The 20,685-nt window shown below is 61.9% G+C and carries 13 protein-coding genes; 5 read left to right on the top strand and 8 right to left on the bottom strand.

Going from position 1 to position 20,685, the window contains the following annotated elements; all coding sequences use genetic code 11:
* Positions 1-53: 53 nt before the first annotated feature.
* The 8 genes from pmbA to Ga0074115_RS00215 form a co-directional block, all read right to left on the bottom strand.
* The gene (pmbA, locus tag Ga0074115_RS00250) at positions 54-1,388 is read right to left on the bottom strand and encodes a metalloprotease PmbA (protein WP_057955489.1); all 1,335 of its coding nucleotides are present in this window, start codon (positions 1,386-1,388) and stop codon (positions 54-56) included.
* A 56-nt stretch (positions 1,389-1,444) separates the two neighbouring features.
* Complete coding sequence (gene tldD / locus Ga0074115_RS00245) at positions 1,445-2,887, bottom strand: metalloprotease TldD (RefSeq protein WP_057955490.1); 1,443 nt, start codon at positions 2,885-2,887, stop codon at positions 1,445-1,447.
* Positions 2,888-2,959: 72 nt separating this feature from the next.
* Complete coding sequence (locus Ga0074115_RS00240) at positions 2,960-3,790, bottom strand: carbon-nitrogen hydrolase family protein (protein WP_057955491.1); 831 nt, start codon at positions 3,788-3,790, stop codon at positions 2,960-2,962.
* Between the two features lie 190 nt (positions 3,791-3,980).
* Positions 3,981-7,844, bottom strand: a complete 3,864-nt coding sequence (locus Ga0074115_RS00235; RefSeq protein WP_057955492.1) for a YhdP family protein — start codon at positions 7,842-7,844, stop codon at positions 3,981-3,983.
* A 10-nt stretch (positions 7,845-7,854) separates the two neighbouring features.
* Positions 7,855-9,327 (bottom strand): ribonuclease G, encoded by a 1,473-nt coding sequence (gene rng, locus Ga0074115_RS00230; RefSeq protein WP_060528091.1) that lies wholly within the window; start codon positions 9,325-9,327, stop codon positions 7,855-7,857.
* A gap of 9 nt (positions 9,328-9,336) precedes the next feature.
* Positions 9,337-9,942, bottom strand: a complete 606-nt coding sequence (locus Ga0074115_RS00225; RefSeq protein WP_057955493.1) for a Maf family protein — start codon at positions 9,940-9,942, stop codon at positions 9,337-9,339.
* 269 nt (positions 9,943-10,211) lie between these two features.
* Positions 10,212-10,682: a 23S rRNA (pseudouridine(1915)-N(3))-methyltransferase RlmH gene (rlmH, locus tag Ga0074115_RS00220; protein ID WP_057955494.1), complete on the bottom strand. Its 471-nt coding sequence runs from the start codon at positions 10,680-10,682 to the stop codon at positions 10,212-10,214.
* A 113-nt stretch (positions 10,683-10,795) separates the two neighbouring features.
* Entirely contained in the window at positions 10,796-11,677 is an 882-nt protein-coding gene (locus Ga0074115_RS00215) for a fructosamine kinase family protein (RefSeq protein ID WP_057955495.1), read from the bottom strand.
* Positions 11,678-12,114: 437 nt separating this feature from the next.
* Between Ga0074115_RS00215 and Ga0074115_RS00210 the strand changes: the two genes are divergently transcribed.
* The 5 genes from Ga0074115_RS00210 (at position 12,115) to Ga0074115_RS00190 (ending at position 20,682) form a co-directional block, all read left to right on the top strand.
* Positions 12,115-14,319, top strand: coding sequence for a primosomal protein N' (locus Ga0074115_RS00210; protein ID WP_057955496.1), 2,205 nt, complete (start codon positions 12,115-12,117; stop codon positions 14,317-14,319).
* A gap of 117 nt (positions 14,320-14,436) precedes the next feature.
* Complete coding sequence (locus Ga0074115_RS00205) at positions 14,437-16,062, top strand: methyl-accepting chemotaxis protein (protein ID WP_057955497.1); 1,626 nt, start codon at positions 14,437-14,439, stop codon at positions 16,060-16,062.
* A gap of 339 nt (positions 16,063-16,401) precedes the next feature.
* Complete coding sequence (locus Ga0074115_RS00200) at positions 16,402-18,090, top strand: methyl-accepting chemotaxis protein (RefSeq protein ID WP_060528090.1); 1,689 nt, start codon at positions 16,402-16,404, stop codon at positions 18,088-18,090.
* 219 nt (positions 18,091-18,309) lie between these two features.
* Positions 18,310-20,070: an arginine--tRNA ligase gene (gene argS, locus Ga0074115_RS00195; protein ID WP_060528089.1), complete on the top strand. Its 1,761-nt coding sequence runs from the start codon at positions 18,310-18,312 to the stop codon at positions 20,068-20,070.
* Between the two features lie 3 nt (positions 20,071-20,073).
* Positions 20,074-20,682, top strand: a complete 609-nt coding sequence (locus tag Ga0074115_RS00190; protein WP_060528088.1) for an SPOR domain-containing protein — start codon at positions 20,074-20,076, stop codon at positions 20,680-20,682.
* Positions 20,683-20,685 lie beyond the last annotated feature (3 nt).

The following is a 20,685-nucleotide window of genomic DNA, read 5'->3' as shown; positions in this document are numbered from 1 at the left end:
AACCAACCCGGCAATCCAGTATCCCAAACTGGCCTATTTGATTATCGCCTTTGCTATTCGCCGGCGATCATCATCCGCTCAATCAGCCAGGAGCCGCTCTGTACCGAGGTGCGGGTCTCTACATCGGTACCCACCTCCAGCAACCCCATGAACATCTCCCGCAGGTTGCCGGCGATGGTGATCTCCTCTACCGGGTATTGGATCACTCCGCCCTCGACCCAGAAGCCGGCAGCACCGCGCGAGTAGTCGCCGGTAACGGTGTTGACACCCTGGCCCATCAGCTCGGTGACCAGCAGGCCCGTATCCATCTTCTGCAGCAGTCCCTGTCGATCCAGGCTACCGCTGCTAATGCGCAGGTTGCGCACGCCGCCGGCATTGCCGGTAGTCTGCATCCCCAGCTTGCACGCCGCGTAGCTGTCGAGCACGTAGCTGCGCAGGATGCCATCGCTGACGAAGTCCCGCTCGCGGGTAGCGACGCCCTCGTTGTCGAAGGCGCTGCTGGCGAGACCGCCACGCAACCGGGGCAGTTCATGGATACGGATATTCTCTGGAAAGATCTGGCGATCGAGATGATCGAGCAGGAAACTCGCCTTGCGATAGAGCGCCGAGCCGCGGATCGCGCCGATAAAGCTGCGCAGCAGCCCCACCGCCACGTCGGCCTGAAACAGCACCGCAGCCTGCTGGGTCGGGATACGCCGCGCCCCAAGTCGCGCCAGGGTGCGATCGGCGGCTGCCTCGCCGACCTGCTGGGGGGAATCAAGCTGGGTGGCATCGCGGGCCAGGGTGTACCAGTAGTTGCGCTGCATCTCGCCATCCTGCTCCCCCACCACCGCGCAGCTGAGGCTGTGGCGGGTGCCGGCGTAGCCGCCGATAAAGCCATGGCTGTTGCCGTAGACTTGCACCCCCAGCTGGCTGTCGAGGCTCGCCCCCTCGGAGTTGCTGATGCGCGGGTCACGCTGGCGGGCGGCATTCTCGCAGGCCAAGGCAATCTCGATCGCCTGCTCCACCGGCAGCTCCCAAGGGTGGCAGAGATCCAGCTCGGGCAGCTCGCTGGCCATCAGCTCGGCATCGGCCAGACCGGCGCACTCATCCTTCGAGGTGTAGCGGGCGAAGTTGCAGGCGGCACTGACCGTCTCGCGCAGTGCCGCCGGGCTCATGTCCGAGGTACTGGCGGAGCCCTTGCGCTGGCCGAAATAGACGGTCACCCCCATGCCGTTGTCGCGGGTGTGCTCGATGGTCTCCGGCTCACCCAGGCGCACCGTCAGGGAGAGCCCCGCGTCGCTGCTGACACCCGCCTCGGCGGCGCTGGCCCCCTGGCGTTTGGCCTCGGCCAATACCTCCTGGACGGTGGCTTCCAGGCGCTGCTGACGTTGTTCAATATCATTCATCTGCTTAGATCTGATTCTGTCTGTTTCGATAGGATCGGCAAGTGCTGGCACTGCATTCAGGTACCGGTCCCGCCCACGGTCAGCTCATCCAGCTTGAGGGTCGGCTGGCCAACGCCCACCGGCACACTCTGCCCCTCTTTGCCGCAGACTCCGATGCCTGGATCGAGCTCTAGGTCGTTGCCGACCATGCTGATCCGAGTCATCGCCTCCGGGCCATTGCCGATCAGGGTGGCGCCCTTCACTGGCGCGGTCACCTTGCCGTTTTCGATCAGGTAGGCCTCGCTGGCGGAGAACACAAAGCGCCCTGAGGTGATGTCCACCTGGCCACCACCGAAGTTGACCGCATACAGCCCCCGCTCCACCGAGGCGATGATCTCCTGCGGATCGTGCTCACCAGGCAGCATATAGGTGTTGGTCATGCGCGGCATCGGCAGATGGGCGTAGGATTCGCGTCGGCCGTTGCCGGTCGATTCCACCCCCATCAGGCGGGCGTTGTGGCGATCCTGCATATAGCCCTTGAGGATACCGTTTTCGATCAGCACCGTGTCCTGGCTCTCCACCCCCTCGTCGTCGATGGAGAGCGAGCCGCGCCGCCCCGGCAGGGTGCCATCGTCCACAACCGTGCAACAGCTGGAGGCGACCTGTTCGCCAAGTCGACCGCTGAAGGCGGAGGTGCCCTTGCGATTGAAATCCCCCTCCAGACCGTGGCCCACTGCCTCGTGCAGCAACACCCCGGGCCAGCCAGGACCGAGCACCACCGGCAGGACGCCGGCCGGCGCGGCCACCGCCTCCAGGTTAACCAGCGCCTGGCGCACCGCCTCACGAGCGTAACCAAGCGCGCGCTCCTCATCGAGCAGGAACTGAAAGCTACCGCGGGCGCCGCCACCGCTGGAGCCCTGCTCGCGACGCTCGCCCTGCTCGACGATGACGTGCACGTTGAGCCTAACCAGCGGCCGTACGTCTGCGTTCAGGCGACCCTCGAGATCGGCCACCATCACCACGTCGTGGGCCCCCACCAGGCTGACGATCACCTGCTTGACTCGCGGATCCTGCTTCCTCGCCTCGGCATCGACCCGCCGCAGCAGCTCGATCTTCTCTGCCTCGCTGAGGCTCGGCAGCGGATTGATCGGCGCATAGAGCTGTCGCGACCCCGGCACACTGCTGACCTTCACTGAGCCCTCGGTGCCGCTGCGCACGATCGCCCGGGCCGCCTTGGCGGCATTAATCAGAGCCGGAAACTGCAGCTCATCGGAGTAGGCAAAGCCGGTCTTCTCACCGCTGATGGCGCGGATGCCGGCACCCTGGGAGATGTTGTGGGCGCCCTCCTTGATCAGCCCATCCTCCAGCACCCAGGACTCCAGTCGGCTCGACTGAAAGTAGATGTCAGCGGCATCCACGCCGCTGCCGTTCAGCTCTGCCAGCATCCGTTCGAGATCCCGCTCGGCTAGGCCGGCAGGTTCGAGGATCGACTGGTTGGCGATTTGAATCAGTTCAGACATGCTTCTCCAACGGCCTGCGACGCATCGCCGAGGCACTCAAGCTGTAGTGAAAGAGAGAGGTGGGGCGGCAGCTCAAACGATCTCGTCGCGACGGTGTTTGATGGTCGGAAAGCTGCGGCGGATTGTATCCTGATAGTCCCGGTCGAGCACGCAGCTCACCGAGCCGGTGCCGCGCGGCACCTGGGCCAGAATCGTGCCCCAGGGATCGACGATCATGCTGTGGCCGTGGGTCTCTCGGCCATTTACATGGTATCCGCCCTGGGCCGCGGCTACTACAAATGCGAGGTTTTCGATGGCGCGGGCGCGCACCAGGGTCTGCCAGTGGGCCTTGCCGGTGATCGCGGTGAAGGCGGAGGGGATGACAAATACCTCCGCCCCCAGTTCAAGCAGACGGCGGAACAGTTCGGGAAAGCGCAGGTCGTAGCAGACCGCCACGCCGAGCCGGCCAAATGGGCTATCTACCACCACCGCCCGCTCACCGGCCTCAATGGTGGCCGACTCCTGATAGTGCTCGTCTGCCTCCAGCAGGTCCACATCAAACAGGTGAATCTTATCGTAGCGCGCCACCTGCTGGCCCGCGCTGTTGAAGACGATACAGGCGGCGCGCACCTTGGAGGCCACCTCAGCGCGCATCGGGATGGTGCCGCCGACGATCCAGACCCCATAGCGGCTCGCCATCTGGCTGAGAAATTCCTGCAGTGGACCGTCACCCTGCGCCTCAGCAAGGGTGCACATATCCCGGTCGTGCTCGCCCATGAAGGCAAAGTTCTCCGGCAACACAACCAGACCGGCACCACTCTCTGCCGCCTCTGCGATCAGGCGCTCAGCCTCCAGCAGGTTGGCGCTGACATTTGGGCTGGTTGCCATCTGGATGGCGGCGATCTTGCTTCTGTTCTGACTCATAAACTACCTGTGAAACGCTCTCTCCTGCCGTGCCCCGGCAGACAGGCGGTTGTCCAGTGGCCGGGCCGGCAGACCAGATTATCTCTGGTCATGTTGCGGGTCTCCCCGAAAAGCTCGCAGGATAGCATCATTGGCTTGAGGCGAACCAGCACAGGCCCAGACCGATGGCAGATTAGAGGCTACCGGCCCCCTATGGCAGCTCTGTCTCATCAAATTCCGCTACCGGAGTACGTTCGATCTTCTCGAAACGAGGCTTGTCCCAGCTGCCGCTGACCCGGTACTCCACCCGGGCAATCCTGTCGACCCCCTCGCCGATCAGCGGCTGCGCAATCATCAGGGCGATCCCCACCGACGGATTGAGTGCCAGCGCCCCGAACAGCGGCAGGGTCGAACTGACCCGCGGCGTGACCCTCACCAGCTGCTCATAGTCCTGTGCCTTCAATCCGGTACGACCGCTGATGTCGATACGCGCCACCGGGCTCTCCAGCCGCAGGTTTTCAGTATAGGCATTGCCCTGTTTCAGATCGAACTGGCCGCTGATACCCTCGAAGATAAAGCCCCCAGGTGTGATGTCACTGAAATCGAGAGTCAGACGGTTGATCAGGCCGCGCAGACTGAACAGCACAATCACCCCTCCCATGCCAGGGTCCACATCAGGCACCGAGCCTGGTCCCACATTCAGGGAAAACTCACCCTCCAGATCCGCCAACGAAAGGTCCAGCGGTGACCGTTCTGCCCACAGATTGGCCTGCAGTGCCAGCGAGGCTTTCTCGATGGTGGCACTGATCCCCAGATCCGATAGCAGCTGCCCCAAATTGGCGGCATTCCCCGTCACCTGATAGGCGCTGCTGTCTCCGCTGCCGCGTCTCGACCAGTGGCCGGTGGCGAGCAGTTCCAGGCGCTCACCGTTCAGCGCAAAGCGATCAAGCTGCAGCCCATCCGGGGTCTTACTCCACTTCATCTCTACCCGACCAAACGCTCGTCCGTTGATCTGCAGCTGCTCCACCTCCAGATTGAGCCCCGGCAATTGTCGCGGGTCAACCACTGCAGAGGGCACCACCGACACCTGCTCTGCCTCCGGCTCATCAGCAAACCAGTGCGAGGTCTCGAGGCTCCACAGCTTGAATCGCCCATACAGTGGCTCGCTCTCAAGCACCGTTGGGATGCGCAGGCCGCCATCCATCTTGTCCGACTGCAGCTGCAACCACCAGGCATCATCCATCTGTGTGATCTGCAGATGGGCATCGCGCTGTTCGACCCCCGCCAGCTTGAGCTGCTCGACCTGCAGGTCGAGGGATTCGAGCAGGCCTTCCTGATGCCCAGGACTCTGCCAGTGGGACGACAGTTGCCGCACCCACTGATCGAGATCAAGCTCGTTGAGCTGGCCTCGCACCTGCAGCCCCGGCTGTGCTGGCAGGCGTGGCGCTGCACCACCCACGACGATCTCGCCGCGCTCGATCCGCCCCTCCGCCCGCCCCGCCAGATGCGCCTTCAGTTTGGGACCATACTCCGCCTGCAGTTCAAACCGTTCATCGGCCTGAAACTCAAACAACAACTTGAGCGGGCGACGCTCTCCAGCCTGCTTACCCAGCGGCTGCGGCTGATCGACAGCCAGGCCTCGCAGTTCCGACTCAAGCGACAGGCGCAGTGGCGTTTCGGCAGCCTCGGCGTGGGCGATATCGAGCACCAGACGAGCCTCGCTGCTACCTGTGAGTGGGTAGTCCGCCAGCTGCGGAAACTGTCGTTGCAATTGTTCCACCCGCAGTGGCAGGGCGATCTCGACACGGCTGCGCGGCCCATCTGCATCCGTCTGTGGCAACACGTTGACCTGTACCGACTCGCCAAACAGCCGCGCCTGGATATCCTGCCCCTGTAGCTTGTGCTGATCGATGACCAGGCGCCCCTCGACCGACTCCAGCGCCAGATCCCACTGTTCCACACCCAGCCTGGCGTTTTCCAGATCGACCACGCCGTTGAAACGAAACGGTTTGCTCTCCAGCAGCGGCACGTTGAAATTGAGGCTCAAACGACACTCTCCGCCCAGCTTCAGCTGCTTGAGAAATCGCTCGAAATGAGCCTTCAGAGGAGTTTCGCCCAACACCCTGGCGGCATCGTTGAAGGGCCCCTCCAGGCTCACGCGAATCTGCACCTCGTCGGCCCGATCCAGCTCATCGATCACCACCCGGCCGGTGGTGAGCTGGCTGTCGAGCAGACGCCCCTCATAGAGTCGAATCTTCAGGCTATTGTTGAGGAAGTGGACCTCGGCAGTGGCCTCTTCGATGCGCGGCCACTCCGGCATATAGTCCAGCACCGCCTGTTCAACACCGAACAGCACCTCGAAGCGCCCCTCCTGGCCGGTAAAAGGGAAGCGATCGAGCGGCCCATAGAGCAGAAACGAGCCGGCAGTCACCTGACCGCCGACGATGGCCCGGTCGAGCCAGTCGGTCAGTTCCGGCGGCATGATCCGGGTCGGCAGGTAGCGACTCTTCTCCGCCCCATCACCATTCCAGAAGTCGGTCTGCATATCGAGCAGCGGCACACCGCCCGCCAAGGGCACCTGAATATCGAGTCGAGAGAGTGTCTCAACATGAGGGGTTTTCATGTAAAGATGGGAGCTGCTGAGGCGCAGCATCTCACCGGGGCGGAGGTGCCATTCCAGTTCGCCCTTGAGTCGGCTCGCCTGCAGCGGGGTGCGGAACAGGTCACCGAAATCGGCGCTAAACTGGTCCGACTCCAGCCACACCCTGCCACCTTGGTCACCACCAGCGAACTCCAGCCGCAGCCCCTCCAGCCCCGGTATCTGCTGCCAGGCAGTATGTCTGTAGCTAGTCAGGCGGCCTCGGGTCTGCCAACGTGGTGGGCCCTGATCGGGCAGGTCCAGCGCAAAGCGGAAGCGGCTCATATCACCCTGTGGAGAGAGCCCAAGCAGCACCTTGAATGCCTCGGCATCGGGCGCCAGAAACAGCGCAGCAAACTCCGACACATCTTTTACAGAGAGATAGTCGGCTCCGGCGCGCAATCGCACCGCTTGCCGGTCGCGTACCCACTCAAGACTATACCGACCCGGCGGCCAGAGCCGACTGTTGCGCACCAGGGTCAAATGATTCAGGTCGAGGCGCCAGCCCTGCGGCAACTTCCGCCAGTCGATTTTGGCCGAGAGGTTTTCCAGCCCCAGATGCTGAATTGGCTCTCCTCCGGAGATCAGCAGATCCCGCAGCTCCCAGTCACCCGTCACCTGCTGCAGCCGGCTCTGCTCCACATCGCCCCACAACTGCAGTCGCAGCGCCCCATCCCCCACCTGGTGACCAGCCGGCTGCAGCGCAGCCGGCAGATGCGCCAAGTTCAACCCCTCTGCTAACAGGTAGATCTGGCCATCCAGGAGGAGCTGCTTTCCGCCCCGCTCATGCAGATCGGCGATCAGGCGGATCTCACCCTGGCTCTTGCTATCGAGCCCGGCCCTGAGGATGAACTGGTGCTCCCTGCCCCGGTTACGCAGCTCCATATCGATATCGTAGATGCGCAGCGGCGGGACTGAACCGCTCTCCTTGACCCAGTAGAATTCTGACTCCAGCAGGCGCAGGCTGCTGTGGCGCAGAAACGGCAACCTCAGATCGCCCTGCCCAGACGCCGAAGATGTGAGCCCACCCTGCAGCTCAATCCGGCCATCCGATCGCTCCACCAGCAGCAGGCGGGTGTCGCGCAGCTCCACATGGCCGAGGCGTATCTCACCTGCCAGCAGACTGCCGACCAGATCGAGGTCGACCCGCACCTCACCAACCCGCAGCAGGGTCTCGCGCCCCTGCTCATCCATCAGATCGACCTGCCTGAGAACCAGTGCAAGATGGGGACCAAGGATCTTCACGTTGACCTGCTCGAACTGCACCGGCACCCCGGCCGTCTCACTCACCAGCACCTGGATATCCTCCCGTAGGGGCTCCAGGTCGAGCTGCGGCAGGATCAGGCGCAGCAGACTAAGCAGGATCGCCAGCGCGATGATCACGCTGCAGCCGAGATAAGAGATGGGAGAGGCGAGGATTTTTAGGCGCTTGGACATCGCACAGGCGTCAGATCAGGACCACATCGAAGTGTTCCTGGCCATAGAGTACTTCCGCCTGTAGTCTGATCGGTCGTCCAATGAACTGCTCCAGCTCCGCCAGATGGCTCGCCTCCTCGTCGAGCAGCCGGTCGATCACCTCCTGAGAGGCGAGCACCAGTAGCGACTCCACATCGAACTGCCGCGCCTCGCGCAGAATCTCGCGAAAGATCTCGTAACAGATCGTCTCCGCGGTCTTGGTCGAACCACGTCCGGCACAGCAGGGGCAGGGCTGGCAGAGGATGTGCTCGAGGGACTCACGGGTGCGCTTACGGGTCATCTCCACCAGCCCCAGGGAGGAGACCTCGGTGATGTGGGTACGCGCATGATCGTGGGAGAGGCAGCGTTCCAACGCCCGCAGTACCTGACGGCGATGCTCCGGGTCGGTCATGTCGATAAAGTCGATGATGATGATGCCGCCCAAGTTGCGCAGCCGTAGCTGGCGGCAGATCGCCTGGGCCGCCTCCAGGTTGGTCTTGAAGATGGTCTCCTCGAGGTTGCGATGGCCGACAAAGGCGCCGGTATTGACGTCGATGGTGGTCATCGCCTCGGTCTGGTCGATCACTAGATGCCCGCCCGACTTGAGCTGCACCTTACGCTCCAGCGCCTTCTGGATCTCATCCTCCACGCCGTAGAGCTCGAACACCGGGCGCTCGCCGGGATAGTATTCGACCTGCCGCTTGATCTCTGGGATGAACTGCTGCACAAACTCGATCGCCTTGCCGTGCGTCGAGCGGGAGTCGATGCGCACCTTCTCCACATCGGGCCCGACCAGATCACGCAGCGAGCGCAGCGCCAGCGGCAGATCCTCATGCACCAGTTCGACGCCCTGGGCGTTGCGCACCCGCTCCTGGATCGAGGCCCACAGCCGCGAGAGAAAACGCATGTCGGCCTGCAACGCCTCGCTGGAAGCCCCCTCCGCTGCGGTGCGGGCAATGAAGCCGCCGACCCGTTCCTCGTCCGGCAAGGCGCTGAGCTGCTCGCGCAAGCGGGCGCGCTCCGCCTCATCCTCGATCTTCTGTGAGATGCCAACAGTGCCCAGTGAGGGCATGAAGACCAGATAGCGGGATGGGATCGAGATGTTGGTGGTGAGGCGCGCGCCCTTGGTACCAAGTGGGTCCTTTAGCACCTGCACGATGACCGGCTGCCCCTCCCGCAGCAGCTCGCTGATCGACTCATAACGCGACTCGCCGTTACCATTGCCTCTGCCACCATTGGCATGGTTAATGTCGGAGGCGTGCAGAAAGGCGGCGCGCTCTAGGCCGATATCAACAAACGCCGCCTGCATGCCCGGCAGCACTCGGCACACCTTGCCTTTATAGATGTTGCCGACCAACCCCCGATTGCCGGTGCGCTCGATGATGATTTCCTGCACCACGCCGTTTTCGATCACCGCCACGCGGGTCTCAGGGGGCGTCACATTGATCAGGATCTCTTCACTCATATTCAGACACTACCCGTTACTATTATTGTTGCCCAACAGAGGCAGCGCTGCTTGCCGCAGCAGCTCACCGGTCTCGTGGAGCGGTAGCCCCATCACCCCGGAGTAGCTACCCTGCAGCTCGGTGATAAACAGTGCGGCCAGGCCCTGGATCCCGTAGGCCCCGGCCTTGTCCAGCGGCTCGCCGGTCTCCCAATAGGCCTCAATCTCTGACAACGCCAACGCGCGGAAGGTCACCCGGCTCTGGCTGAGCATCGCCTGTTCGCCCCGCGCATCGGCCAACGCCACTCCGCTGAGGACCAGGTGACTGCGCGCCGAGAGCTGCTGCAACATGGCGATGCCATCGGCCCGGTCAGTCGGCTTGCCAAGGATCTGCCCATCGACGATCACTGCCGTGTCGGCGGCCAATACCGGCAGCTCCAGCTGCTGGCCCTGGGCGCGGCGCGCCGCAGCCGCCTTCTGCCGCGCCAGACGCAACACATACGCTTGCGGGGCCTCGCCGGCCAACGGTGTCTCGTCGACCTCCACATCGATCTGTTCAAAATCGACGCCGATCTGCCGCAGCAGTTCCGCGCGCCGTGGTGAGCGGGAGGCGAGAATGATCTGCGCTGCCGCCATCCTAGGGCCTATTCACACTAAGAAAATCACCGCGACGGTGGCCATTTTTTCGCAAGACAAAGCACCGCGAATGCCGTGTGGTTAGTCTGCACAAATGAGCGGTAATGCCGGATTGCGGAAAAATGGCCCCGTCCCTTCGGATTGTGCCTGAAATCAGGCCAGGCATTGCTCGTCGCTTATTTAGTCTCACTAAACTTCTCTCCTTGCGCCTTGCCTGGCCTGATTTCAGGCGGCAACGCGACGATTTTCTTAGTGTGGACAGGCCCTAATCAAGCCCGGTGGTAGGGGTGGTTGCGCAACAGGCTCCAGCCGCGGTAGAGCTGCTCTGCCAGCAGCACCCGCACCAACGGATGGGGCAGGGTCAGGGCGGAGAGCGACCAGCGTTGCTCGGCACACGCCTGACACGCCGGCGCCAACCCCTCCGGACCACCCACCAGCAGCGCCAGATCCCGGCCATCGGCCATCCAACTCTCCATCTGCTGCGACAGCGCCTCGGTGCTCCAGCTGCGCCCCCCCACTTCCAACGCCACTACCCTGCACCCCTTGGGGATCGCCTTCAGCATGCGCTCACCCTCATCTCTCAAGGTGCGGCGAATATCCGCCCCCTTGCCGCGGTGGCCTGGGGCGATCTCTACCAGTTTGAGCGCACACTCGCCCGGCAGGCGGCGAGCATACTCCTGGTAACCCTCATCCACCCAACGGGGCATGCGGTTACCCACAGCAATCAGATAAATATTCATGGCGGGCCCTATTCTATTGGAGTTGCTCGCTTTGATCCGGGGTTTTTATCCATTTTCCGCCCCGAAACCTTGAAATAGCAGGGACGCTGCCGGCACCAGACGCAACTTTGGGGCTAGCCGATCTCAGCCAGCAGGCCCTCCATCATCCCCGCCGCCTGTCCCAGATAACCGCCACCAAACATGTTGAGATGGTTGAGGATGTGGTAGAGGTTGTAGAGGCGCTTGCGCACCGGATAGCCTGGATCGAGGGGCCAGGCCTCCTGATAGGCGGCGTAGAAATCCAGGCTGAACCCGCCAAACAGCTCGGTCATCGCCAGATCCGCCTCACGATCACCGTAGTAGACCGCTGGATCGAAGATCACCGGATTACCTGCCTGATCGTAGGCGAGGTTGCCGCCCCACAGGTCGCCATGCAGCAGCGAGGGGACCGGGGCATGCTCGATCAGCGCCGGAAACTGCTCCAGCAGACGCTCGCCCAGCGGCTGCAGGACCCAACCGTAGCCGTTCTGCTCCGCCAGCTGAAGTTGAAAGCCGAGGCGCTGCGCCCGCCAGAAATGGATCCAGTCGTGGTGCGGGGCATTCTGCTGCGGGGTGGAGCCGATGGTGTTGTCCCTGATCCAGCCGAAGCGGGCATCGCTGCAGCGATGCATCTGCGCCAGCTGACGCCCGGCTAGGGCGGCACTACTGCCGCCGGCATGGCCCATCTCGATATATTCCAACACCAGATAAGCCTGCCCGGACGCGACGCCGTGACAGATCGGGCGCGGCACCCGAAGCGTACCGCTGGCTGCCAGCGCCTGCAGACCATCAGCCTCCGCCTCGAACATGGCGATCAGGGAGGCGCTATTGAGTTTGAGAAAAAAGCTGCGCTCGCTATCGCGTAGCCGTTGCGTAGTGTTGATACAGCCTCCGCCGATACCATTCGGCGGCAGCGGATCAAAGGCTTCACCTGTGACCTGGGCGATCTGTTCTGCAATCTGCTGCCAGGCTGACATCAATCACCTCAAAAGTGCGGATAAAGATGAAAAAACCACCACGGAGCACTTTTTGTGCTCCTCGCTGGCAGCGAAGCATATTCCCACAGGGGTCATAAGTTGTCTAACAACAACAAGATAGGGAACGCAGCCGAATACGCCTTGAGGATCGGATGAGGGTGTTTATTCACACGCCATTCCACAACAGCCTCGCATTTGTCAATAGATTGGCGCATACAGCGATTAGCAGACCTATCTCATTGATATTTATGGATTTAACACTTTTGACCAATAATCGGGCAATTTCCCGAAAGCCTTTGTTTTCGCGACCTTAGGAGTTTTTCACAGAGAAAATCCACAACTTTATCCACAGGAAGTGTGGATAAGCGTCCTCTCGACACTCAAGCGTAGCAAGGTTTTTTGGCGAAAAAACAACAGGCCATGCTAGGCTCCGCCTCATGCAACCTCAGCGCTTTCTCCGCGTCGTCCTGCCCGGTCCGCTCGATCAGAGCTTCGACTATCTCCCGCCAGACCCTGCCCCCTTCCAGGCGCAACCTGGAGTGCGTCTTCTGGTGCCATTTGGCCGCCAAAAGCGCTGCGCCATCCTGCTTGAGAACAGCAGCGAATCGGCGGTCGACCACTCACGGCTGAAGCCCGCCCTGCAACAGCTTGACGAGAGCCCCCTGCTGCTGGAGGCTGATCTCAAGCTGCTGCGCTGGGCCGCCAGCTACTACCAGCACCCATTGGGCGACGTGATCTTTCACGCCCTGCCAAGCCGCTTGCGCAGCGGCCGCAGTATCCAACGCGCTCGGCCGGAGGGTTGGCGAATTTCTGCACTGGGAGAGCAGCAGGATCCCGACTCACTCACTCGGGCACCGCGTCAGCGGCAACTGCTGAAGCTGTTTGCTACACATCCCGCAGGGCTTAGCAGAGAGCAGCTGAAGCGGCAGTTCGGTGAGACGCTCTCGGCATTGCGCAGCCTGCAGCAGAAGGCCTGGATCGAACCCTGCACCCTACACTCCACGCAGCCGCCAGACACTCCAGTCAGCGGCCCAACGCTCACCTCCTATCAGCAGCAGGCAGTGGAGAGGGTCAGCAGCGCCTTCGGGGGGTTTCAGGCCTTTCTGCTCGACGGGGTCACCGGCAGCGGCAAGACAGAGGTCTATCTCAAACTGATCGAACAGCTGCTCACCGGGGATGGCCAGGTGCTGGTGCTGGTACCAGAGATCGGCCTCACGCCGCAGCTGACACGCCGCTTCGAGCAACGCCTTGGATGTCACATCACCCGCCTCCACTCCGCTCTCTCCGAGGGCGAGCGGGAGGAGGGCTGGCACGCCGCACGGCTCGGCGAGAGCCAGCTGATCATCGGCACCCGCTCGGCGATCTTCGTCCCGCTGCCCCGGCTGCGCCTGATCATCGTCGACGAGGAGCACGATCTTTCGCTCAAGCAGCAGGAGGGGTTCCGCTACTCCGCCCGGGATCTGGCCGTAGTACGGGCTCAGCAGAACAACTGTCCGCTGCTGCTGGGATCCGCCACCCCCTCCCTGGAGAGCCTGCAAAATGTCGAGCTGGGACGCTATCAACAGCTGTCACTGCCGACCCGCGCCGGCAGCGCGCAGTTGCCCGAGATCCGCCTGCTCGACACCAGCCGCATAAGGCTCGAGGCCGGCCTCTCGCCCCAGCTGATCGAGCAGATCGCAGCGACACTTGAACAGGGCAATCAGGCGATGCTGTTTCTCAATCGGCGTGGCTTCGCCCCGGTGATCACCTGCCATGCCTGTGGCTGGATCTCCGATTGTCCGCGCTGTGATGCCCGCATGACCCTACACAAGTCATCCAACCTGCTCTGGTGTCACCACTGCGGTCATCAACGTCGCCAGCCGGCCCACTGCCCCGACTGCGGCAGCAGTGAGCTACGCCCACTGGGGCAGGGCACAGAGCGCATCGAAGATCTCCTGCAGAGACGTTTTCCCGAGGTTGCACTGGCGCGCATCGACCGCGACTCGACCCGCCGCAAGGGCAGCCTGGAGCACTATCTCAAGGCGATCCGGCGGGGTGACTATCCGTTGCTGATCGGCACCCAGATGTTGGCTAAAGGGCACCACTTTCCGAACGTCGCACTAGTCGGGATCATTGATGTGGACCAGGGGCTGTTCAGCGCCGACTATCGTGCTCCCGAGCGCACCGCCCAGCTGATCATCCAGGTCGCGGGCCGCGCCGGTCGCGGCGACCACCCAGGACGGGTGTTGATCCAGACCCGTTACCCGGACCATCCGCTGCTGCAGACGCTGGTGCAGCAAGGCTATGCCGCGTTTGCCCGGGAGGCGCTGCAGGAGCGCCAGCTGGCACAGCTACCGCCGTTCAGCCACCAGGCACTGCTACGCGCTGAGGCGAATCAGGCCGAGCTGCCGCTCGCTTTTCTACAGCGTGCGGCCGAACTGGGGCGACAGGCAGCACAGAGCCGAGGCATCGAGCTGTGGGGGCCGGTACCCGCACCGATGGAGCGGCGCGCCGGCCGCACTCGCGCCCAGCTGCTGATCCAGGCGGGCGAGCGTCGTCTGCTGCAGGGGTGGCTGAGCGGCTGGCTAAAGCAGCTCCGCGATCTCCCCGAAGCCAGGCGGGTACGCTGGTCGATCGATGTGGATCCGCAGGAGATGCTCTGACCACCCACCAAGCGCACATCTCAAACACCATTCAAGGGTACCACTCAAGAAAAAGCCGCATCAGACGCCAATGGTTGGCAACTTCTGCTTCATCTCCAGCGAAAACGGGGCCTCCTGATGCCATTCAATCTCCATAGCCTGAAAACCCGCATGATCCTGTTGCTAAGCCTCGGCGCTATGCTTATCGGAGTGGCGACAACGTACGGTTTTTTTACCCTTTCACATGTGCTCAACGCCTACGATCACGCCATCAGTGTGCAGTTCAGAAATGAACGTGAGGCACTGCTTCTGCAGTCCGATTTCAAAAAACAGGTGCAGGAGTGGAAAAACGTACTGCTGCGCGGCCACCAGTCCGACTCCATGAGTAAATACTGGGGCCGTTTTGAGGCATTGGAGAAACAGATCAGCGAACGCGCCTACAAGCTCGCCAAATCGCTGCAGAATCCACAGGCCCAACGCCTGATCCAGGCCTTTATTGAAGACCATCAAGCCCTCCGCTCCACCTATCGAGATGGCCTTGCACAATTCAAGGCAACTGGCTTCGACCCCAAGGCGGGCGACATGGCGGTCAAGGGAGTAGACAGGCCTCCTACCAACCGACTGACAAAGGCCGCCAAACTGATCGCAGCCGACGCACAGGACAAGACCCAGACGCTCAAGGCGGATGGAGAGTCGGCCATGGTCTGGAGCCTGATTTTGTCTGGAATCACAACCGCTATGGTCGCGATTGCAATGCTCCTGATCATCCAGCAGACCGTCGTCAGACCAACCCGGCAGCTCTCTACCTGTCTGCAACGTTTTGCCAGTGGCGACTTCACCCCCGTCACCATCGAGCCGCGTGACGACGAGTTTGGCGATCTGGCAACCTCCGCGTCCGAGTTGCGCACGCAGATGGGAAATCTGATTAGCCAGGTCCACAGCTCCATCGGCGAACTCTCTGACTCTGCTAGCCAACTCTCTCAAGCCACCCGTGAGTCTGGCGAGGGCATGCAACGTCAGCAGGCGAAAACCGCCCAGGTCGCCCAGGCGATGGATCAGATGGCGGTCAGTGTGCAGCAGGTTGCGACCAGCGCCGTCAACGCAGCCGAGGCGGCACGTCAGGCCAACAGTGCCGTCGACGAAGGCAGAAATGTTGTCGAGAAATCCATCCAATGCATCAGTGGACTCGCCTCCGAAGTTGAATCTGCCTCTGCAGTAATCCACCGACTGGAAACGGATGCAGGCAATATTGGCTCTGTGCTCGACGTGATCAAGGGAATTGCTGAACAGACCAACCTGCTGGCCCTGAATGCCGCTATCGAAGCGGCTCGGGCAGGCGAGCAGGGACGGGGCTTTGCGGTGGTGGCAGATGAGGTGCGCACCCTAGCGGGACGCACGCAGGAGTCCACCAGCGAGATCCAGGCGATGATCGAACAACTGCAGAACGGCACCAGCGAGGCAGTACGAGTCATGGAAGAGAGCCGTGAAAGAGCAGAACAGAGCGTCGATCAGGCCGCCCGCACCGGCGAATCCCTGACAGCGATCGCCGACTCGGTCCACTCGATAACCGAGATGAACAACCAGATCGCCACCAGTGCCGAACAGCAGAGCATTGCGACCAACGAGATCCACCAACACATCAGCTCCATCAATCAGGTGGCCGAACAGAGCGCGCGCATTGCTCAGGAGACCGCCCGCTCTGGCGCAGGATTGGTAGGGGTGGCGCAACGGCTCGAGACCCTGACGACAAACTTCAGGACCTAAATCCACCGCCTCATCTGGCGTTATGGATCTGCCCGTCATCGCCTCGCGGCTCTTCTTGCAGATCCTAGCGCTGGGTGAAGATCTGTTCGATCTCACCCACCTCGATCACTCTACGCTGTTGCAAATAGGCGGTGCAGTGCGAGGTGCGGGCCACCTTTTCTTTTTCCATCTCATCTGGGTGTGAGTAGCTTAGGGAGCCTCTGATCAAGTCTGGACAGCAAACTGGCGACGCTTCACTGCACCCTTTTTTATCCATTCGCACCCGACCAGTTTAAGAATTCGCTGCCGCTGCCGAGCGTATGAGGTGCATAAACCTGTGGGGCGGGGAGGAGCGTTGCCATGAGAAAAAGCCTGTTTTGGGGACTCTTTTTTCCGATTCTAGGTGTCTTCGCCATTGGACTGGCACTGATCACTTGGTACACCCCGATATTGGTAAAACAGAATGCCGAAATGGAAGCCCTGGCGGTGGCCAAGACCATGGTCAACCAGTTCAAGAGCCTGCGCAGCTACTACACCCGCAACGTAATCGGAAAGGTAGTGGGCAAGGGCGGACTCAATGCCTCCATCAATCACCACAGCGAGTCCGATAGCATTCCCCTGCCCGCCACCATGATCCACGACCTCAGCGCCCTGCTGAAAGACCAGGGCACCCAAATCAAACTCTACTCGGCTTTCCCCTTTCCCAACCGGAAGAGCCGCACCCTGGATAGCTTCCAACGGGATGCCTGGGAGCGCTTGATCAAAACCCCTGACACACCGGTCACACGCACCGAACAGCGGGGCGACAGTACATTCGTCCGGGTCGGCATCGCCGATCTCATGGTTGCCGACATCTGTGTTGCCTGCCACAACTCCCATCCGGACACCCCGAAAAACGACTGGCGCAAAGGCGATGTCCGCGGCGTGCTCGAGATCGAGATGCCCATCGACGAGCAACTCGCCAACGGCGCCCGCATTAGCAACTACCTGACGCTCACACTGCTCCTGCTGGCCACGGTTATGCTCGGCACCCTCTACTTGGTATATCGCGCCACCATCGGCAACAAGCTCGAAGCCGTAATCGACGCATTGCAGGAGATCGCCGCCGGTGATGGCGATCTGAGCCAACGACTCGACACCGAAGGTGAACACGAAACGGCTCGCATCGGGCAGGCATTCAATCTCTTTGTGGAAAAGCTGCAGCACACCGTCGGCAACATCAGCTCTCTCGGCGACCAGCTTACCGGCAGCGCGCAGCAGTTGGCAGATGTCAGCCGGACCAGCAGCGCCACCTTGGCACAACAGGAACAGGAAACGGTCCAGGTAGCCAATGCAGTTGAGCAGATGTCCATGGCCACCCAGGAAATTGCCCGCAGTGCTACCAGCGCCGCCGATGCAACAGACGACACGCTTAATACGACCCGAGCCGGGCAGGATCTGATGCAGAAAAACATGCAGGTAACGCAACAATTGTCACAAGAGGTTCAGCAAGCGACCGAAGCACTCTACCAACTGACGGCCGACAGTAAAGAGATCGGTAGTGTGCTGGCAGTCATTCGCAGTATTGCCGAACAGACCAATCTACTGGCCCTGAACGCTGCTATCGAAGCGGCACGGGCCGGCGACCAGGGCCGGGGTTTTGCAGTGGTGGCGGACGAGGTGCGGACCCTGGCCGGCCGCACCCAGGAGTCCACAGAGGAGATCCAGCAGATGACTACCCGTCTGCAGGAGACGACCGGCGCCACGGTACAGGCTATGGACAAGAGCCGTTCCAGCGCTGACGCCACACTTGCCCTGGCCGGCGAAGTTGCCGATCACCTGACCCATATCACGGAATCGGTGGAAACCATCAACAGCCTGAACACCCAGGTCGCTGCCGCCTCCGAACAGCAGGGCCAGATGGTGGGCGCGGTCAACCGGAGCCTCACCGGGATCAGTCAATTGTCCCAGACCTCGGCTAAAAACGCCTGCCAGGTCGACGCCGAGGTGAATACACTGCACCAGCTGACCGATCAGCTGAAAGAACTGACCAACCATTTCAAACTTTGACCGAGACACGGCGGTGGCCGGTAATATCGCCGGCCACCACAATCCGATTTTGCGTCGCCCCGCCACACCTCATTCCTGCTATTATTGATCGTTTGATCTCAAAGGGTTCGGAGCCGTGATCGACTCCACGAGGGGGCCGACAAAACGTAGGTCTGTCACCCCCCTCCACCGCTCCGTCCCCGGGTCGACTCCGACCCCTTTCATACAAACAGGAAGAAGATGAAGCACCAGATCCAGCAGTTGGTCTCCACCGCCTTGGCACAACTCGCCAACCATGGCGTGATCCCCGCCGACGCAGTGCCCTCCCCCACCATCGAGCGCGCGCGCGATCCCCGCCATGGCGACTTCGCCACCAACGTCGCGCTGGTGCTGGCCAAGCCCGCCCGCAGTAAGCCCCGGGATCTGGCGGAGAAGCTGATGGCCGCCCTGCCCGCCTCGGCAATGATCGAAAAGACCGAGATCGCCGGGCCCGGCTTCATTAACTTTTACCTCAGCGCCGACGCCTATCACGCCCTGGTCCCGGCAATCCTGGAGCAGGGACCGGATTACGGTCGCAGCAACTTGGGCCAGGGCAAGAGGGTGCAGGTGGAATTCGTCTCCGCCAACCCAACCGGCCCACTACACGTCGGCCACGGCCGCGGCGCCGCCTACGGCTCAGTGGTAGCGGATCTGCTCGCTGCAGTCGGCTTCGACGTACATCGCGAATACTATGTCAACGATGCCGGCCGGCAGATGGATATCCTCGGCACCTCGGTCTGGCTGCGCTATCTGGAGCTCTGCGATGAGCGGCTGACCTTTCCCTCGAATGGTTACAAAGGCGACTACGTCTGGGACATCGCAGCCACCCTGCACCGGGATCACGGCGAGACATACAAGCAGAGCGCCGACGACGTGTTTGCCGATATCCCCGCCGACGAACCCGATGGCGGCGACAAAGAAACGCATATCGATGCCCTGATCGCCCGCGCCAAACAGCTGTTGGGCGACAACCGCTACCGCTTCGTCTTCGAACTGGGGCTCAACACCATCCTTAACGACATCCGTGACGACCTCTCGCTGTTCGGCGTCAACTACGACGAGTGGTACTCCGAGCGCAGCCTTACCGAGTCCGGCGCAGTGAATAAGGCAATCGAGCGCCTGCGTGGTTCCGGTCACGTCTATGAAAAGAACGGCGCACTCTGGTTCAAATCCACCGACTACGGCGACGAAAAGGACCGGGTGGTGGTGCGGGACAACGGCCAGACCACCTACTTCGCCTCCGACATCGCCTACCACATGGACAAGCTGGAGCGCGGCTTCGAGCGGGTAATCGATATCTGGGGCGCTGACCACCACGGCTATGTGCCGCGAGTGAAGGCAGCGATGCAGGCAGTGGGGGACGACCCCAGCAAGCTCGACGTGCTGCTGGTGCAGTTCGCCATCCTCTACCGGGGCGGCGAGAAGGTACAGATGTCGACCCGCTCCGGCGAGTTCGTCACCCTGCGCGAGCTGCGCAAAGAGGTAGGGGCCGACGCCGCCCGCTTCTTCTATGTAATGCGCAAGTGCGAGCAGCACCTCGACTTCGACCTGGATCTGGCCAAGTCCCAGTCTAGCGACAACCCGGTCTACTATGTGCAGTATGCCCATGCCCGGGTCTGCAGTGTACTGAAGCAGGCAGCCGACAAGGAGATCTCAGTCGAGCCCAGCGCCGGCACCGAGAACCTGGAGCGGCTCAGCGAGGCTCACGAGCAGGCCCTGCTCAGCAGCCTCTCCCGCTACCCGGAGGTGGTGGAGACGGCGGCTCTCAACGAGGAGCCTCACCTACTGACCCACTATCTGCGGGAGCTGGCCAACGATTTCCACACCTACTACAACGCCCACAAGTTCCTGATCGAGGACGAGGCACTGCGCGACGCCCGTATCAAGCTAATCCTGGCGGCACGCCAGGTACTGCGCAACGGACTCAACCTGCTGGGAGTCTCGGCTCCAGAGAGCATGTAGACGATGGCGGACTTCAAGCATCGGGCCACTCCCAAGGAGCGGAAAAGGTCAGAGCGAAGCTGTGGACTCTGGTTTTTCTCCGGCCTGATCAGTGGCGCCTTCGTGATGGGGCTGGTATGGCTGCAGTATGGTCCGCAGATGGCGGCCGGGCAGATCCCTGGGGTTAGCAAGCAACCGGTCGCCGAGCCCAGATCAGCACCAGCGAAGCCGCCAGAGACACCCAAGCCCCACTTCGATTTCTACACCATCCTGCCGGAGATGGAGGTGTTGATCCCGGAGGAGGAGATCAACACTCCGGAGCCCGCACCACCTGCGGCCATACCACCCCCAGTGCAGAAGGCGCATGTTGAAACGCGCCCAGTGGCAAAAGACAAAAGCGCCTACATCCTGCAGATGGGTTCATTTCGCAAGTTCGCCGACGCCGACCGGATGAAAGCACGACTGGCGCTGATCGGCATCGAGGCAGAGATCCAGCGGGTCAGCATCAACAACAATCAGACCTACCACCGGGTGCGCAGTCGCCCCTACCCGAACCGTCAGGCGCTCAATCACGACCTGGCGCTGGCGCGACAGAATCAGATCAAGACCCTGATAATCAAGCTGAAACGTTAGCGC

The organism is endosymbiont of Ridgeia piscesae (assembly GCF_001443665.1).
GTDB classification, from domain to species: domain Bacteria; phylum Pseudomonadota; class Gammaproteobacteria; order Chromatiales; family Chromatiaceae; genus Endoriftia; species Endoriftia persephonae.
Note: the sequence above shows the minus strand (reverse complement) of the source record. Positions and strands in the feature narration are given on the sequence as shown.

Coding starts and splice junctions, on each gene's coding strand:
- pmbA (WP_057955489.1), bottom strand. CDS start 1,388: ATGAATGATATTGAACAACGTCAGCAGCGCCTGGAAGCCACCGTCCAG.
- tldD (WP_057955490.1), bottom strand. CDS start 2,887: ATGTCTGAACTGATTCAAATCGCCAACCAGTCGATCCTCGAACCTGCC.
- Ga0074115_RS00240 (WP_057955491.1), bottom strand. CDS start 3,790: ATGAGTCAGAACAGAAGCAAGATCGCCGCCATCCAGATGGCAACCAGC.
- Ga0074115_RS00235 (WP_057955492.1), bottom strand. CDS start 7,844: ATGTCCAAGCGCCTAAAAATCCTCGCCTCTCCCATCTCTTATCTCGGC.
- rng (WP_060528091.1), bottom strand. CDS start 9,327: ATGAGTGAAGAGATCCTGATCAATGTGACGCCCCCTGAGACCCGCGTG.
- Ga0074115_RS00225 (WP_057955493.1), bottom strand. CDS start 9,942: ATGGCGGCAGCGCAGATCATTCTCGCCTCCCGCTCACCACGGCGCGCG.
- rlmH (WP_057955494.1), bottom strand. CDS start 10,682: ATGAATATTTATCTGATTGCTGTGGGTAACCGCATGCCCCGTTGGGTG.
- Ga0074115_RS00215 (WP_057955495.1), bottom strand. CDS start 11,677: ATGTCAGCCTGGCAGCAGATTGCAGAACAGATCGCCCAGGTCACAGGT.
- Ga0074115_RS00210 (WP_057955496.1), top strand. CDS start 12,115: ATGCAACCTCAGCGCTTTCTCCGCGTCGTCCTGCCCGGTCCGCTCGAT.
- Ga0074115_RS00205 (WP_057955497.1), top strand. CDS start 14,437: ATGCCATTCAATCTCCATAGCCTGAAAACCCGCATGATCCTGTTGCTA.
- Ga0074115_RS00200 (WP_060528090.1), top strand. CDS start 16,402: ATGAGAAAAAGCCTGTTTTGGGGACTCTTTTTTCCGATTCTAGGTGTC.
- argS (WP_060528089.1), top strand. CDS start 18,310: ATGAAGCACCAGATCCAGCAGTTGGTCTCCACCGCCTTGGCACAACTC.
- Ga0074115_RS00190 (WP_060528088.1), top strand. CDS start 20,074: ATGGCGGACTTCAAGCATCGGGCCACTCCCAAGGAGCGGAAAAGGTCA.